The sequence below is a fragment of the Candidatus Dependentiae bacterium genome (assembly GCA_018266175.1).
GTDB lineage: Bacteria > Babelota > Babeliae > Babelales > RVW-14 > JAFEAY01.
In genome coordinates this window covers 328,429-344,658 of sequence record JAFEAY010000003.1, presented here as the reverse complement: position 1 = coordinate 344,658, position 16,230 = coordinate 328,429, and the positions used below count along the sequence as shown (strand labels likewise).

Sequence of the window (16,230 nt, the reverse complement as noted above, 5' to 3'; positions counted from 1 at the left end):
ATGCACCAAGAAAACAGCTAAAAAGGAGCAAAAAGGGGGTTTTAAGCTCTTTCAATTCGCTTTATTTGGAAATTTGAGGAGGGTTAAGAGACCCTAAAAAAGTCTATTTTTGCTTGATCGGTAAGCCAACAAAACTTTATTGCTTTGAAATCGACCATAGGGCGAACGTAAATGGTGTGATACAGCGCCTGCTCTTGCAGCGCATGGCGAGCAACTTGTCCAAGGCAAAAACCTTCAGGAAAGACCAGCCCCTGTCCACTTGAAAGAACTAAATCATCATCAGAAATTGGGAGTAGATGACTTACATAAATAAGTTCACACTCATCAAGCTTATTGAGCCCTTTAACGATCCCGTTAGCATTAGTAGTATTGGTATAGGCGGCAACTTTGCAATGCTTGTCGGTAATGAGCATTACTTTGCTGTACCAAGGATAAACTTCGGTTACTCGACCAAGAATTTGAAACTTGTATAAAGCAACCATGTCTTTGGTAACGCCGTGGCTTGAGCCTTGATTGATGTAGTAATAATGCTCATCATCGTCAAGGTGCTGAATTAGTACTTTGGCAAAAAGCTTATTTTCAAGATCATATCGCTGTAAAAAATCGATTAATTCTTTGCTGCCCTCATAATAATGAGCAGCTGCTACTTGCGCAGTCAGTGCTCCTTGGAGCGTATCGCATTGTGCCTGCAATTCCTGGCACTGCTGACGCAGTGCAGCGTGTGATTGAAAGAAATCTGTACATGAATTGGTTGTTGCTTGTACAACGTTGCCAATCCAGAGCACTGGATATGTAGCATACGAAATTGCATCTTCAAGCATCCCGTGCTTAAAAAATAAAACACGGTGTGCAACAAAAAAAAGTCCAGTTGCAAGGCAACAAAAAATGAGTATTTTTCTAAGTATTTTCATTGGTGTTGAGCTTTATTTTCCTTGAAGTGTTAGACCTGGTTGCATTCAGCTTGAGAGCTTTTTGAAGCTGTTGGCAAGAGATCAGGATTATTTACAGGGGTATTCTCCTGAACAATCATATCAAGCATCACGCGCATTTCAGCTTCATTTTGTGTTCGCAAAAGCTTGGCGCGCCATTCCGATGCTCCTTGTACGGTTCGAATATATTGAGGTATTTGCTTTTTGAAATGAGAAAATCCTCGTGAACCGTAATGCTCCATATTCAAATCAAGATGTCGTATGCAGTAATCAAGTGAAGTTTTGGTATCAACGCTAAAGACTTTGCCCGCAGCAGCATCGGTCATCTCGCGCATTTTCCATGGAGCGCCCCAGAGTGCCCGACCAATCATAAAGCCATCAACGCCGGTCATGGCATAGACTTTTTCAGCTTGCTCAAATCGATTGATATTACCGGAAAAAATTAATGGAATGTTAACTGCTGCTTTAACTTTTGCGGTCAGATCATAATCCAACCGAGAAGCAAAACCCTCAGGCTGCGTTCGAGGGTGAATAATCAGCCCGTCAACCCCCAAATCTTGCGCAAGCTTAGCAATATCAACAGCATTCCGTTCTTTGAATCCAGCCCGAATTTTGATAGTAAAAGGTAGGCGTCCATTAATCGCTTTGATGAATTGCTTAATAAGCAAGGTAAGACGATCTTTATCTGCCATGAGTGCAGAGCCGGACCCCGATTTAATAACCGCAGGGGCAGGGCATCCGCAGTTCAGATTGATCATCACAAAGCCCTTGGCAATAACCTTCTCTACCGCTTCATCAATCAAATCAAGTCGGTTAGCAGAAAACTGAAAAGCCAGCGGCTGTTCAACCTGCTGGTAGCGTAGTGAAGGCTCGCCGCGCTCGTAGCATACGCATGACACATGGCGCATTTCCGTGAACATCAGCTCTGTGACCGAAAAGTCACGAATGAGCCGTCGGAGCGGCGAATCGGTAATACCGTCAAGCGGTGCTACCATAAAACGAGGAACTTCGAGTGAACCAAAACGAATTTTTTCAAACCAAAAACTATTACTCATATTACTCAAAGCCACCTGGAAAACGTAAATGATAATCTGTACTCTGTTCAAACGCGTAAGCAACTTTGTAAAGGAGTTGCTCAGAAAGTCGAGGTCCAAGAAGTTGGAACCCAATTGGTAAATTTTCTTGTGAAAAACCACAGGGAATTGAAATAGCCGGTGTGCCAATAATACAATTTGCTGTGCTGTAATAATCATTCATGTACATAGCAATTGGGTCATTGACTAACTCCCCAATTTTAAATGGCAAGTTAGCGGTTGTTGGGCTGACCAAAAGGTCGACATCGTTAAATGCTGCTTCAAATTCTGCACGAACCATGGCACGAACTAACTGCGCTTTGTTGTAATACTGATCTTGGTGTCCAGCAGAAAGAACATAGTTGCCAACCAAAATGCGGCGTTTAACTTCAATTCCAAATCCCTCTTGGCGGGTATTGAGGTACATATCTAATAAATTTTCCATATGTTCAGAGCGAGCACCGTAAAGCGTGCCATCAAAACGAGAAAGATTTGATGCTGCCTCAGCTCGGCTGATAATAAAATACAGTGCAATGCCATATTTAAAGTGAGGCAAATTTATTGATTTAACGGTAGCGCCAAGCTTTTTGAGCTGCTCAAGTGCACCATTAAATGAAGTTCTTATTTGCGGATCAAGGCCATCAGTTTGGACCCCATCATTAATAATACCAATTTTGAGTCCTGTAGGTAATTTACCATCAAGCTCTTTGGTGTAATCCTGTGCTTCTTGTTGGACCGAAGTTGAGTCGAGTGGATCAAAACCTGAAAGAGCGCTCATAACCAAAGCATTATCGTAGACGGTTTTAGTCAGTGGGCCAACCTGGTCGGTTGATGATGCAAAGGCGATAACGCCATAGCGTGAATTATGCCCGTGCGTTGGGTACATGCCTACCAAGCTACAATACGCTGCAGGATGGCGAACCGAGCCACCGGTTTCTGTGCCAAGTGCAAAAGGAACTAATCCTGCAGCAACTGCAGCTGCAGGCCCCGAGCTTGAACCGCCCGGAACTCGCCCCTGCTGCCAAGGGTTGTGTGTTGGCCCATAGGCTGAAAAATCGCCTGAGCTGCCCATTGCAAATTCATCCATGTTGCCTGAGCCAAGAGAAACAGCACCTGCTTGCTTGATACGTGCGGTTACTGTTGCATCATAGGGAGCTTTATAGTTTTGTAAAATTTTTGAACCAGCATTGGTGATGCGGTCTTTTTGGCTGATATTACTTTTGATAATACACGGAATGCCACCAAGAGTCCCATGAACGGTTTTGTCATTCGGAAGCTCTGGGTTATCAAAAATCTCAAGCGCAGCATTAAGTTTTGGATTGTATTGGTTGAGGCGTTCTTGGTAAAAAGCAGAAACTTCAGCAACCGAAACTTCTTTACGTGCAAGCTTTTCTTTAATTTCTTTGATAGTTAAAAATGAGTTCATGAATCTTATTTTTCTTCTAAAATTTGTGGCACACCAAAATAGTTTTCAATACGCTGTGGAGCACGTGCAAGGAGCGGCTCTGGGTCGGTTGAACGTGCAATATCATCACGCAATACATTAACATTTCTTATCGGCTCGGTTTGTGCACAAACCTGTGCCGTTGCAAGCTGTTCAACGTATTGTAAAATTGCGGTGATTTGATCAACAAAAACAGGGATCTCTTGTTCATCCAGCTTGAGCGATGAAAGGTGTGCAATTTTGAGTAATTCTTCTTTGGTAAAGGTAGCCACTAAATCTCCATAATAAAATTAAATCTCAGTTCTTTGCCAGCCACGATTCTTAATTCTTATCAAGAAAATAATGCCCATAATGCCAGTTGCTACGTAATATGAGCCATAAATGAGAAAGAATTTAAGCGATTGATAGGTGTCTGGAACAAATGACAAGCAATATGAGATTGGTATGAAAAAAAACGTTACTGCAAGAACTCTTCCCCACATGACGGTCTTAACATCACCAGCCCCACGTAAAGCCCCGGCCAGAACAAGTTGTGTGAAATCAAAGATAACCAAAATACTGACAATTTGCAAAGCCAGGGAGGCGAATCCGGTAAATTTACCTTTTGAGTCAAAAAGACCGATAAAAAATGGAGCGTAAACACACATAACCAGGAGCGAAGCGGTTGTGAGCACCGAGGTCAGTAAAAGGACCTTCTTGATATTGGCCATTGCTCCTTCATTATCCCGCTCTCCAAGGCGGTTACTTACCAAAAAGGTGATAATTTGAGCAAAGGCGATTGCAGGTAAAAAGGCAAACCGTTCAAGATCTTTAACCACCATATAGGTGGCGATACAGGTTTTACCCATAGGGGCGATAAGTTTTGAGAGCCAGACGTAGGAAATCGAAAGAGCTGTTTTATCAATCATAATTGGCCAGCTCAAGCTGAGCAAGTGCATCGCTTTACCGGGTCTGAATACCGAAAAAAAAGCTTGAGAGAAATATTTTTTATAGTCAGGGTTGAGCAAGATGTAAGCGACCGAAAGCACATTTACCACGCTGTACTGAATAATAGTCGCAAGAGCTGAACCCTGAATCCCCAAGCGAGGAAAGCCAAGATTCCCCAGAATGAGTGCGTAATCAAATAAAATAAAGATAGCAATACCGATGCAATGAATGATCATTGGAACACGGGTATTTTTGACTGCTTTCATAAAGGCTAAAAGTGCCAGTGATGAAAAAACAAGCAGCAAGCCAAATGACCGAAGGCGTAAGAAAGGGGTGCCAACGGCAATCATTTTGGTTGGTACACCAAGCCACCAAAAGATGAGTGGGGCGCTAAAAAATATCAGTGCAAATTGTGAAAATCCAATAAAGAATGTTGTCCAAAAAGTATCGCCTAAGCCTTTGCCACATTCGTCATATTCGTGTGCGCCGTTGTAGCGTCCCATAATTGCAATTGCTGCAACGGGAATAGCTTCAGCAAGTTTGATGAGCGAATGTAAAAAATTATTGGCCATACCAAGGGCGCCAAATGTTGAAAGAGAACCGAGTTTATCAACAAGGTAGGAATCAATCATTGGCGTGAGTGAAAAGAGAATGGTCGAAGAGATAATCTCCGGCAGCCAGTAGAGAATTATGTCTTTACATGAGTCACCACGGCGCATCATGGTACGAAAGCTTTCCCGGATTTTCATGGGCATGCCTTTACGAGTATGCGCAGCTCTTGCTGCATAGATTGATTGGTTTGAAAACAACGTATCAAGAATGTAATTGAAAATGGCCTGATTTGCAAATTTGCGACACTGCGCAACTCTGTTTTTGCGAACAAAGCTCTGTTGCTCAAACAACACAGCTTTGTTCGTGTTATAGATTTATATTTCAATTTTTTTAATCAAATTTCGAAGCAGAAAAAACATCTTCTTGAGCAGCGGGCTTTTGAGCTGTTGCACGTTTTTCAAAAGCTTTTTGCTCGGCTTCCATTCTCTTTTGCATCGCAGGCGTCATTGTTTTTAGTTCCTGTGTTTCAAATGCTTTCTGAGCAGCTTCCATTTTTCTTTTCATAGCAGGGCTTAATTCAAGGGTTTCTTGAGTCTTAGTTTCAACTGGCTTAGTTGTAGGACTTGCGTCAGATGATTCTGTTGGTTTTTTCAAAATACCTTTTACGGGTACTGCTTCTGGATCGTATACTTTCTTAGGTTTATTATCTGATGTTTCAATAACTTCGTTGAATGTTACTGATTTTTTTGGACCAGTAGTTTTTTTTAACGATTCAGCTTCTTGAGGCGCTAGCCGTTCTTCTAATTTTATTTCGGCAAGCTTTGCTTTTGCTTCAGCGCGCTGAATTTCTTTTTTTGCAGTCTTGATATTCGTTTCATCGCCTGATTTTTCTACCATGGCATACTCTTTTTTGCGCTCATTGATTTTTTGTCTAAGCTGTTCTATTTCGGCTTTGTGTTCATCTGGGGTAAGTTTTGCAATACGTTCATTCTCTCGAGCTTCTCTTATGCTTTTATTGATTCCCATAATTTCTTTTTCATGCTGAGCGATTATTTTTTTTGATTCAATTTTTTCTTCAGGAGAAAGGTCTTTGCTTCGTTCTGCCTGAATTTTTGAACCTAGTTCCTGAACGCGTGATTCTTTTTCACTGATTAATCGTTGTTTGCTTTCAGTAGTACTTTGCTGGGGTTTACTTTCTATTGCTCTATCCAGTCGAGATCTTCGAGCTTCTTGGTCTTTGAGTTCTGCTTGTGTATTGAGCTTCATTGCTTCTTGCGCTTGTTTTATTGAATTTTTAAGCTGTACATCTTGTGTTTGTTGAGCCTGTGCATCACGTATCATCTTTGCATCTTCAGGTTTCATTCTGCTGAGGGTATCATCGGTCGTTTTTCTAAACCCTGTTGGACTACTTATTTCTATTTCTTTAGTTGCCTCTCGACTACTTTTGCTTTCTCTACTGCCACTACGGCTGCTACTTCTTGAAGACTCTCCTGGAAATAGTTCTCCAAGAGTTCTATTAAGCTCTTGTGGCGTTTGGCGTGATGAGGATCTTGAATCTGAGCCTCGACTCGGTGTTGGCCGAGTACTTGAATCTTCTCGACTTGGTCTGGAGTCTTCTTTTTTGCTGCTTCCACTAAAAAAGTTGGTTATTCGCTTCATGCCATATGTTTTTTGAGCACTTACAAGTGCAGTGAGTGCTACAAGTACTGTTATAATTTTTCTGTGATTTTTCATTCTCGGGTCCTTCCAAAAAAACTTTTATTCAACTACGACTATTCCAAGCCTAAGTGCTCGATGAAAGATCGTGCAATGATTTAAATAAGCGGTTTGTCTTATGGGCTTGGTGTGTAAATTTGCATGAGCAGATCGAGTGCTTAATTGCTTTTGTATTTTTATCTTGAGTACACTTTTCAAGAAGTTATTCGTGAATCGATTTTTATGAAAGGGGAATCTTTATGAAAAAAGTGGTGATATTTTTTGTTGGAATAAGCCTGTTGGTCGGTAGTTTGTGCGCAGTCCAGAGCCTACAAAAAGATATTAACGTTTTAAAAAAGGCCATTCGAGAAGTTAAAGCAATTCAAGCACAAGGGCAGAATAAAAAAGAAGTTCTTGCTTGTGCAGCTAAGCAATGTTCAATCGCCGCTTTGTGCTCTAAAATCCCCTCTCGAGCTATTAAAGAAATAAGAACCGAAATTTTGCGCGTGCCTAAAACAGAATCGTTTGACGATTGGAATCTTGCAGAGTCGTTGGGACCGATCACTCGATTGAAGGTTTGGTATGGAGACGTCTTAAATCACATACAAGCCGGTTATCAAGAAAAATGGCTTCCAAAGCATTCAAGAACAAGAGATCCATTTCAAAGAAAAATTAAGTTTCCTGAAGGAGACCCTCTGGTGAAAATAAGTGGTGTTTATGGACGTTACTTTGGTGCAATGCATCTTGCACAAGTGGTTTTTACCTTGCGTAGCGGGAAACAATACGGGCCATTTGGTGGAGGTGGCTTTATGACCGATGCTCAGCCATTTACTTTGGGTGGTCACCATCATCATAATCACAGGCAGCATATTGTTGCATTGTGTGGCGGAAGCTTTCGTCATAGCGATGAATCGAAATTTTTGAGTTCGCTTGGTGTTTATATCAAGCGGTCTTGAGTAATAATTATAAAAAAGAGAAAAGGCCCGAACTGTTCGGGCCTTAATAATCAGATACAGTTAAGTCTTAGGTTAGACAGAGTCATCACTGACAACACCCTTGATTGTTACATGTGCGCTTCCGAGGACTTCGACATGTAAGTTGCTGCTTGCACCAAGTGAACCGTTTCCAAATATAAGTCCATTTGAAGCGGTTTGTTGAGCCGTTGGCCAAGAGAGAAAATTTAACTTATAAACAAGAAGATTATTTCCCCCAGAACCACCCGTATTTTCAGCTTGAACAATAAATTTGCCATCTGGCCGCCAATCAGCATCAAATATTCTTGTGTCAGGGTTTGGATATGCAACACGGATTAATGAACTTCCAGTGAATAAATAAAGACCTCTAAAACCCGTGCCGGTTCCCCCTCCAACAATAAGAAAAGTACCTGAGGGATCCCACGCTATACCTCTACCCGTATAATTTCCTCCTACAAAGATGTTATCACCAGCCAAAGCTGTTAAGTTTGTTCCATCAAATCCGTAAACGCGCGTATCAAAAGCACTTGCAAAACCACCAACAGCAGCGGCGGTTACTCCAGTCAATGCAAGCCTTGTCCCATCTGGACTCCATGCAAGTGCTGCAATTTCTCCACCACCAACAAGACCAGGCGGCCCGTATGGTTGGCTTGTTACTGTTGTTAACGTTGAACCATTAAAGCTATAAATTCGTAATTGGTCATTGTTAAGAAAACCGCCTCCAGACTTAAGATCTTGTCCGCCTATTGCCAAGTAGTTTCCATTTGGGCTCCACGCCACTGTTTTTATCAATGACGAAGCTCCGGCTCCTTGCCCTGTTACGGGTAAAAGGTTTGAGCCATCAAAATTATAAATGCGAGTTTCTGTTGTTGTTGCAAAGCCTGAGTTTGCTGCTGCTGGGCCAAAGCCACCAATTGCGAGTGTTACGCCATTTGGATGCCAATCAACGGTAAATGGAAACGTTCCATAATCACGCTCAGTAATCTTTGTTAGTGCTGTGCCGGTAAATGAAAAAACCTCAAGCTGGCGTGTACCACCACCAGGGCTTTGAAAAATCACTGCAACACTGTTTCCTGATGGGTTCCAAGAAACCTCACCTCCAGGTTGAGTGCTGCTGCTGCCGGTTCCTCCGCTGGCAATAAGCCTGAGTGAATTAGTATTGATAAACTCGTGAACATTTAACGAAAATCCTGTGCCAGCACTTGCTATATATCGACCATTTGGTGACCATTTTGAAGAATAAAGACCTGTTCCCTCGGTGGCATTAGCAACAAGAGACAGGCCCGATATGCTTAGTGAAGTATTTGTATCAAGAATAACTTTGTTTTCAAAAATTAAATTACCTTTGGTTATTCGCATCCCTGTTGCAGTTGTTTTGAATGAACAGCCATTGAGATGGAGTGTTGATGTTCTATCTTGAAGCACAAATAAAGTATTATCTGTGGTTGGTGGTGCAAATGAAAAAGTCGTTCCAATATCAAAATAGAGTCGACTTTTTTGTGCAACAAAGCAGGGGGAAAATGAGTTATAAATAAAGCCGGATGTTCCAGTTATTTTGACATCGTTATGAATGTATAGTTCGCCACCAAAAAAAGATGTGTCGTTAAAAAGCATAACTTCAACATTGTCTAGGCATAGTCGAGAATGGAGGCCGCCAAGTCCCACCCAGGGTGTCGATGCTGGTCTGTCTGATGTAATTACTTTAAGATTGCGTAAAGTTAACGTTGCATTTGTATCAACAAGAAAGTTTGAATCACGTCCAAATGTGAGTGAATTTCCCTTACCTTCGATAACCGTGTCACTTGAAATGACAAGCGTTTTTGCGGCAGGAATTGTTAATGGACCATTAAGAACAAGAGCTCTTCCTCGACCCAAAATAAATCCGCCGGAGCTCAAGGTAACACTCGAATCAAGTTCAATATCTTTCAGCAGCTGAAGCTTGCCGCTATCACGAAGGTCGATGGGGCCTGAGACTGACGTGACGATATCAAGTGTTCCAGTACTGCTTGCTCTGACGGTGAATCCGCCCCCAAGTCTAACAAACCCTTGAGCGCTGTCGCCGTTATGAAAAACATGATTTTGATTTTTGACGATGATGCCTGATGTTCCATCAAGACTTGATCCTGAAAGAGGAGCGTAAAGCGATATCACCAGTGATATCGTGAATACGCAGGCCTGTTTTAGATAAAACATTTTTTTAAAGTACATTACATACCACCTTTTTTGTTCGCATGAAAAAATCATGCCCTAACAATGGATACTTCATACAACTCTCTTCATTTCTTGTACAACATTTTTGGTTACGGTACAAGGAGTTTTCGTAATGGGTTGTATGAAGTGGTATGAATCACAGATGTAACTGTCTGAGAAATTGTTTTTTGGGAGTATTATTCAATGAAAAAAGGCCCGAACTGTTCGGGCCTTCAGTTTATAGACTTGCCTGTTTAATTATTATGTTGTAGGAACAAATGTTCTTTCATCTGTTTCGGAAGCCATAGGATTTGGTCTGCGTGGAGGCAGCGGTGGAGGTGCAACAGGCTTATCTATGACGACGATGCCTGGTGAGCTTTTTATTTCAGTTACATCACTTGATATTGTTCTGTCTCCAATTGTGACACCACTAGATGGTTTCTTTGAAGGAGTCACACCTTCTGAAAATGGTTTTTCTTGTGCAGCACCAAGCGCATCTCGAACAGTTGGTGCTTTGCTTTGCTCGGTAGTAGGAGTAAACTCAGGAGCTTTCTTTTCTAATTCAGAAATTGTAAATCGAATACTTGCAGGCTTTGTGGTAGCCTGCTCGGTGAGACGTTCGGTCACAATCCGTTGAGTGTCCATGTCTTTCCATTGTTGCGAAAATTGATCAACTTTTTTACTACCAAATTTACCACTCATTTCATTGTCATGAGAAGAGAGTGCAGTTTCTGCATCTTTGAGTTTTGATCTCAAGTCATCAAGAGCTTGCTGTCTTCGTGGACTGTCTGGTTGTTTGAGTTGTTCTTTAATTGCTCCGTCTGTGTATCCAACTTCACGTTCTTTGATCACTCGTTGTACATATGCATCGTAAAGTTCTGGGTTCTTTTTTTTCAATTTAAGGTCAGCAACTTCCAGTGATGCCTTTGTATCGCTGAGTACTTGGCGAGCTTTTTCAGCATCTTTTTGGGCTTTTGCTAGCTCAGCTAAGCGTTCCGCAGGTGTCATTTTTTCTATTTTTTCATCGAGAGATTTTTGCATTAATCGATCTATTTTTTCTCGAGCATCTTTTAAATCGTTTTCTGTTGGTTTTACTTGCGGTTTGCCGCCTAAGGCACGTAGCTCTTCTTCTTTTTGAAATTCTTTCGCGCTGACTCTCTTTGCTTCATCTTCAGTCTTTTTTTCTTCTATTTTTCCAGAAACAGATCGACCAATTTTTTTGAGCGTTAGTTCCTGCTGGTAAGTAATATCAATTGCTTTTCCAGCTTCTTGCCGTTGGGCTTGCGTTTGCTCAAGCCTTCCATGAAGATCTACAAGTTTTCCTTGATGATCTTCAGAGAGGCCGCCTTTTTTTTCAACATCACGAATCGCACTTCTCAGGTCTCGCGACGTTCTATCTACCTGGTCATAGGCTCTTCGTAGTTCTGATCCGCTAATTTCACCACGGGCACGAGCAGCGCGGGCCTCATTTAAATTCTCGTGTGCCTTTTGAGCTGTATCTATTTTTGTTGTTAATCGCTTCTCGCGTTCTTCTGTGCTTCTTATCCCAAGAATTTTTTTCATTGCTTGAGTATTATTGCTTGCAAGTGAAAAGACAGCGAGGAGTGCGAGCACTCTTAGTTGCATCATTTTTTTCATATTCTACTCCTTAATTTTTAATTATTATTCAGCCGGAGCTGCTACAAAGGTATCTGTTACTGGAGCTGCTTCACCTGATGTTATTGCTGCGCCAGCATCTGTTGGAAGCGCATCACCTGCAGGGGTTGCTTTAGATTCGTCGTCGCCTTTGGTTGCAAGTGCAGCAGCGCCAATACCGCCAGCGATTATTGCGCCAGCACCAAGAGCTGCGGCGCCAATACCACCAACAGCGGCAGTTCCAAGAACAGCAGCACCAACTTTTTTCTTGGTACTCCAATCTTTATTTCCTTCTTTAGGTTCTTTGAATGGGGTAAGAGCCGCTGTTTCTGCAGGAACAAGTGCTCCCGGTTCAGCCTTAGTTTGAGCAGCTGAAGGCGCAGATGAAGTTTTACCTTTCTCTGGAGCTTTGTCAGGTGCTGCTTTACTTGCAGCAGCAAGATCAGCATCAGCTAAATGGCGATTTTCCGGTTTTAATGCGTTGTACGCGGCTCCAATAGCTTGAAACTTTTCTTTGGCGAGTGGATCATCAGTATGTTTATCTGGATGCGTATCACGTGCCATTTTAAAGTATGCTTTCTTGATCTCTGCATCTGATGCGTTAGGTGCAAGACCTAGGACTTCATACGGATTTGGTTTCGCTGCAGCCTGTGCTGGAGCTGCTTTCGCAGGTTTAGGTAAGACTTTTTCAGCTTGTTTAATTTGATCTGCGGCGTCACTGATTGTTTGTTTGTGTCGCTCAATTTCAGCTTTTATCTTTTTACTTGCTTCAGGTGAAGCATCTTCGAGCGATTTTTGTGCAGCAGCTAGTTTAGCTTCAGCTTGAAGTTTGCGATCAGAGGCTTCATCTTTTGCCTTTTGAGCAATCACGCGTGCTGATTCTTGAGGAAATTCTTTTGCAAATTTTTTAGCATCTTTATCTTTTTGAAGTCCTGCAGCAAGTTTTTCAGCATCTTCTGCAGAGAGACTTGTTTTTTTCCATTTTATTGAGGGTTCATCTGATCGAGAATCGCCTCGGGCGCTGGATGTGCTTCGACCTTTGCTTGCTTCATCACCTTCACCGCTTCTGCCTCGACCGAGAAATTCACCTCTTCGTTCGCCATCTGGTTTGCGACTAGAGCTCCACGTTGAGGAATGAGAACTATCGCCACTTGATGGCTTTGAAGGTTTTTCTGCTTTTTGAGGTTTCATGCCAAATACAAGTGAAAAGCAGGCAAAGCTTAACGCTGCAAAGGCCATAACTATTCTTTTATTCATAATGTTATCTTTCAATCTTATATTCTAACCAGCTTATTAACCACCAATAGGACTTGGCTCAAATGATTCACCAAGGCCGCTGCCTGCATCAAGACCTTTAATATCTTCAACTCGTTCTGGAGCAATTTCAGGTGCAGGTTTGTCTTTATCACCGCTCATTCCTACGCCCACAGCACCAGCAACGCCAAGAGCTCCAGCACCGATGAGTCCAGCGCCAAGAGCCGCAGCTCCAACGCCAGCAGCTCCAGCACCAACAGCAGCAGCACCAAGAGCAGCTTTTTTCTTACCACTCATGCCAGGTTTACTTTCATCAGCAGCGACTGAAATTGGTCCGGATGGTTTACCAGTGTAAGGAATAATAGCACCAGTCTCTGGGGTAAGTGGTTTTGAGGTGGTTACTAAAGCTCCTGTTACAGAGTCAAGGGGTTTTACCGCAACAATGTCGCCGGGTTTTCGAATAGCAAGTGCTTGCGAACTGCTACTGAATGTTGCCTTGTTTTCTTCAGCAATTCTTTCGGTTTTAATGCGTTCTTCTGATGAGACTTCACGTTTTTCGCGCGTAGCTTTTTCTTTTTTAGCATCTACTTCAGCTTTCCATCCAGCAACCGTATCAGCACTAGGAGCCTTGGTTCCTGCAGGAACCTCAATATCACCAACAATTGTCGGTTTTGGTTTCTTAACAACACCAATATCTTCAGCTTCTGCAGATTTCTTTTTTGGTTCTTTGGCTAATACTTGAGAGCTATTACTGAATATTGCCTTGTTTTCTTGAGCAATTCGTTCAGTTCTTGTACGTTCTATTGATGAGCCTTCAGATTTTTCGCGAGTTATCTTACCCTTTTCAGGAGTTATTGTTGTTGCGGTCATTTCGGTTGCAGTACGAATATGATCAGCTTTATTTTGAGGTTGAGAAACTTGAACAGCCTCACGAGATTCTCTTTCAATTTTTTCGCGAGTTACCCCTGAAGCTCGAGCTGAAGGTTTTTCTGCATCACGAGCTGGTGGGGTAAAAAAATCTCTTGCTTGTTGTTCATTACTTATGGGTGTTCGTGGAGTTGATTTGCTAGCACCTTTTATATTATCTATAAGCTTTTTCATGCTCCAGCTTTCACTTGATGGAGCTTGCGATATGAGCTTAGTACTACCTTCGGATTTTGCCTTAAGCGATACTTTGCACGTCGCACCCAGTGCCAAAAAAAGCACCCCGAATAAAATTCGTTTGTTCATAGTTAACTCCCTGTCTTTTTTAGAGGCATAAAATTTTTCTATTTCTACTTCCAGAATAGCAATAATAATTTCTATTCTGCAATATTATTAAAAATAATTTTTGCAATAAGAAAATAGTCGCGGTTAGCATGTACAAAAATATGATGAATACGTGTGAGTCTTACTCCGCAGGAGGAGCAAATGAAGAAGGAATAAAAAGTCCTTCGGTAGATTGAGTTGCATCTTGAGCACCTTGAGCCGTACCCGTTGATGGGTCCAATGTTTCAACTAAAGGATTTAAGGCCTCTTTTTTTGCAGCAGCCATCCCGCCCATGCCAACAGCAAGAGCACCGCCAGCCGCTAAAACACCACCCCCAATAAGAGCAACGCCGCCAACTTTGAGCGCTGTGCTGTGTTGCGCAATTTTGTTGCTTGCCGCAGTATTGAGCTCTTGAGCGGTTTTAAAAGGAGCTGAGCTTGCAATGCGTTCGTTGAGCGTAGCTTTTTTTAGCAGAGCTTCGTGTTCAGTTTCAAGTTCCCATTTTCTTTGACGTGAGATTGGACCTTTAAGTTCTTCTGCAATTTCGTTTGCACGATCTTTACGTTCTTCAGGTGTTTTTGCTCGAGCATCTGCTTTTATTTTTTCCTTTTCTCCAGAGCGATAGAGGGCCGATGATTCAAGTCTTTCCCCGAGCGATCGCTCACTGCGGAGCTTCTTCAGATCAGCCTGAGCTTTTTTTAGATCATCAGGATGAGTGTCTCTTGATGCAATTTTATCTTTAAGTTGGTCTATGCGGGCAGCTCGATCGCTTCGTCTTGCATCACCGATATCTTTGTTTGCTAAAGCTTTTTTTTCAAGATATTTATTCGGTTTGTCAATCGTAGCACCAACTTGAGTTTTTGCAGATGTAGCGGCCTGCTTGGCACGGCTCCACATTGATCGATCTTCGTCTTGTCGTTCTGGTCGCGGGTGTGCCGTTTCCTCTTGAACAGGGTGCGATGGTTTTTTTTCGACCTTGTCTGGCTTTGCAGGCTTTTCCGGTTTATCTGGTTTTGCTGGTTTATCCGGTTTTGCGCTGCTTGGTGGAGAAGTTTTTTGTGCAAGTAAAATGGGCACTCCAATAGTGAGCAAGAGCAGTGGTAAGAAGAATGCGGTTACCCATTTTTTAATCATGACACAATACTTTCTTTGACCTAAAAACTTGTAAAAAAATCTCTATCTCGGGTTGTCATCCCAAATCAAGTTTGGGATGACATCAATCTAAAAAAATAGATTTATCCTATAAGGTGTTGTTTCAACCTCTAATTTATGAGCAACAATTAATCAATTGGGCTTACTGCTGTAAAACCAGCATCCGCAGGGCTTGGAGTATCGGTGGTTGTCGGATCTCCCGTGCCACCCGTTGGTTGAAATGTTCCACTTTCAACACCTGATCCTGTTGGCTGCGCGCCACCTTCAAAAATTTGTACTTGAGCTTGACCGCTGCTCGATTTTTTATCATCGTCATCACTGACTGCTTTAACCGCTGCGACTCCGCCAGAAATCAGCGCACTTGCTCCGATTGTTCCAATAGTTCCGAGTGCACCAATCGTTCCAACTCCCCCTGCAAGAGCTACTTTAGATTTTCTGTCATCGCTATGTTCTTTGTGTTCACGTTGTTCTTTTTGAGTGAGGCTGGCCATATAGGCTTCTTTGGCAGCCTTTCTCTGGTCACTGTCTTTATCTAGACCGCGATAAAAAGCATCTTTTCTTTCTCGTGCGGTCATGTTGTCCCAGTCTCGTAACGAAATTTCTTTGAATGTGCCATCTGGTTGTTTAACTTGTATTGGTGCTGTTGCTTTTGCAATACGCTCACTAATATTTTTTTCTTTTTCTCTAAGGGCAGTCGCTTCACTTTCTTTTTTTGCTATTTTTTTTGTGAGTGCTTTTTGTTCATCGTCAGTTAACGGAGCCCCAGGAGTCTTGAGCTCTTGAACTCTTGCTTCAAGTTTTTCACGTCGCGCTCGTGCTTGCGCAGCAGTATTTTCAAGATCATTTTGAGTTTCGCGCGAAAAACGTTCGCGGTCTTGTGCTGGTGGCACCCAACCAGGTTTTGAGCTATCATTTTTTTTCTTAGAAGGGAGTGCGTTGGTAATTCGACTTGCCGTATCTCTGAGTCTTGTCATGAATGAACTTGATCCGCTGGTATTACCTGGAGCTCCAGTTGAAGTGCTTCCTGATGAGACCGAACTTGCTGACCCTCCGCCTGTTTTGGCAGTATAAACATTGTTTGTTATTAAGCAGCCAGCAAGCATGAAGGTTGCCGTCAGATACACAAACGATATGCGGTTCATAACATCTCCTCAGA

General features: G+C 42.4%; 13 protein-coding genes. 1 reads left to right on the top strand and 12 read right to left on the bottom strand.

The window, feature by feature from the left end; all coding sequences use genetic code 11:
• Nucleotides 1-83: 83 nt before the first annotated feature.
• The 6 genes from JST56_01475 to JST56_01450 form a co-directional block, all read right to left on the bottom strand.
• On the bottom strand, nucleotides 84-911 hold the full coding sequence (locus tag JST56_01475) for a rod shape-determining protein MreC (GenBank protein MBS1987643.1): 828 nt from the start codon (nucleotides 909-911) through the stop codon (nucleotides 84-86).
• A 29-nt stretch (nucleotides 912-940) separates the two neighbouring features.
• Nucleotides 941-1,984, bottom strand: coding sequence for a tRNA-dihydrouridine synthase (locus tag JST56_01470; protein ID MBS1987642.1), 1,044 nt, complete (start codon nucleotides 1,982-1,984; stop codon nucleotides 941-943).
• Between the two features lies 1 nt (nucleotide 1,985).
• Nucleotides 1,986-3,428 (bottom strand): Asp-tRNA(Asn)/Glu-tRNA(Gln) amidotransferase subunit GatA, encoded by a 1,443-nt coding sequence (gene gatA, locus JST56_01465; protein MBS1987641.1) that lies wholly within the window; start codon nucleotides 3,426-3,428, stop codon nucleotides 1,986-1,988.
• 5 nt (nucleotides 3,429-3,433) lie between these two features.
• Nucleotides 3,434-3,718, bottom strand: coding sequence for an Asp-tRNA(Asn)/Glu-tRNA(Gln) amidotransferase subunit GatC (gene gatC / locus JST56_01460; protein ID MBS1987640.1), 285 nt, complete (start codon nucleotides 3,716-3,718; stop codon nucleotides 3,434-3,436).
• Nucleotides 3,719-3,736: 18 nt separating this feature from the next.
• Entirely contained in the window at nucleotides 3,737-5,122 is a 1,386-nt protein-coding gene (locus JST56_01455; GenBank protein MBS1987639.1) for an MATE family efflux transporter, read from the bottom strand.
• Nucleotides 5,123-5,315: 193 nt separating this feature from the next.
• A complete protein-coding gene (locus JST56_01450) occupies nucleotides 5,316-6,659 on the bottom strand; it encodes a hypothetical protein (protein ID MBS1987638.1) in 1,344 nt (447 codons plus the stop codon).
• A 221-nt stretch (nucleotides 6,660-6,880) separates the two neighbouring features.
• Between JST56_01450 and JST56_01445 the strand changes: the two genes are divergently transcribed.
• Nucleotides 6,881-7,576 carry a hypothetical protein gene (locus JST56_01445; protein ID MBS1987637.1) on the top strand — a complete coding sequence of 232 codons (696 nt, stop codon included), beginning with the start codon at nucleotides 6,881-6,883 and terminating at the stop codon, nucleotides 7,574-7,576.
• Between the two features lie 72 nt (nucleotides 7,577-7,648).
• Here the strand turns inward: JST56_01445 and JST56_01440 are convergent, their stop codons facing one another.
• From JST56_01440 to JST56_01415, 6 genes are all read right to left on the bottom strand, one after another.
• A complete protein-coding gene (locus tag JST56_01440; GenBank protein MBS1987636.1) occupies nucleotides 7,649-9,802 on the bottom strand; it encodes a hypothetical protein in 2,154 nt (717 codons plus the stop codon).
• A gap of 243 nt (nucleotides 9,803-10,045) precedes the next feature.
• Nucleotides 10,046-11,422, bottom strand: a complete 1,377-nt coding sequence (locus JST56_01435; protein MBS1987635.1) for a hypothetical protein — start codon at nucleotides 11,420-11,422, stop codon at nucleotides 10,046-10,048.
• A 24-nt stretch (nucleotides 11,423-11,446) separates the two neighbouring features.
• Complete coding sequence (locus JST56_01430; GenBank protein ID MBS1987634.1) at nucleotides 11,447-12,610, bottom strand: DnaJ domain-containing protein; 1,164 nt, start codon at nucleotides 12,608-12,610, stop codon at nucleotides 11,447-11,449.
• A 102-nt stretch (nucleotides 12,611-12,712) separates the two neighbouring features.
• On the bottom strand, nucleotides 12,713-13,903 hold the full coding sequence (locus JST56_01425; protein MBS1987633.1) for a hypothetical protein: 1,191 nt from the start codon (nucleotides 13,901-13,903) through the stop codon (nucleotides 12,713-12,715).
• A 160-nt stretch (nucleotides 13,904-14,063) separates the two neighbouring features.
• Nucleotides 14,064-15,056 carry a hypothetical protein gene (locus JST56_01420; protein MBS1987632.1) on the bottom strand — a complete coding sequence of 331 codons (993 nt, stop codon included), beginning with the start codon at nucleotides 15,054-15,056 and terminating at the stop codon, nucleotides 14,064-14,066.
• A gap of 146 nt (nucleotides 15,057-15,202) precedes the next feature.
• Entirely contained in the window at nucleotides 15,203-16,216 is a 1,014-nt protein-coding gene (locus tag JST56_01415; GenBank protein MBS1987631.1) for a hypothetical protein, read from the bottom strand.
• Nucleotides 16,217-16,230 lie beyond the last annotated feature (14 nt).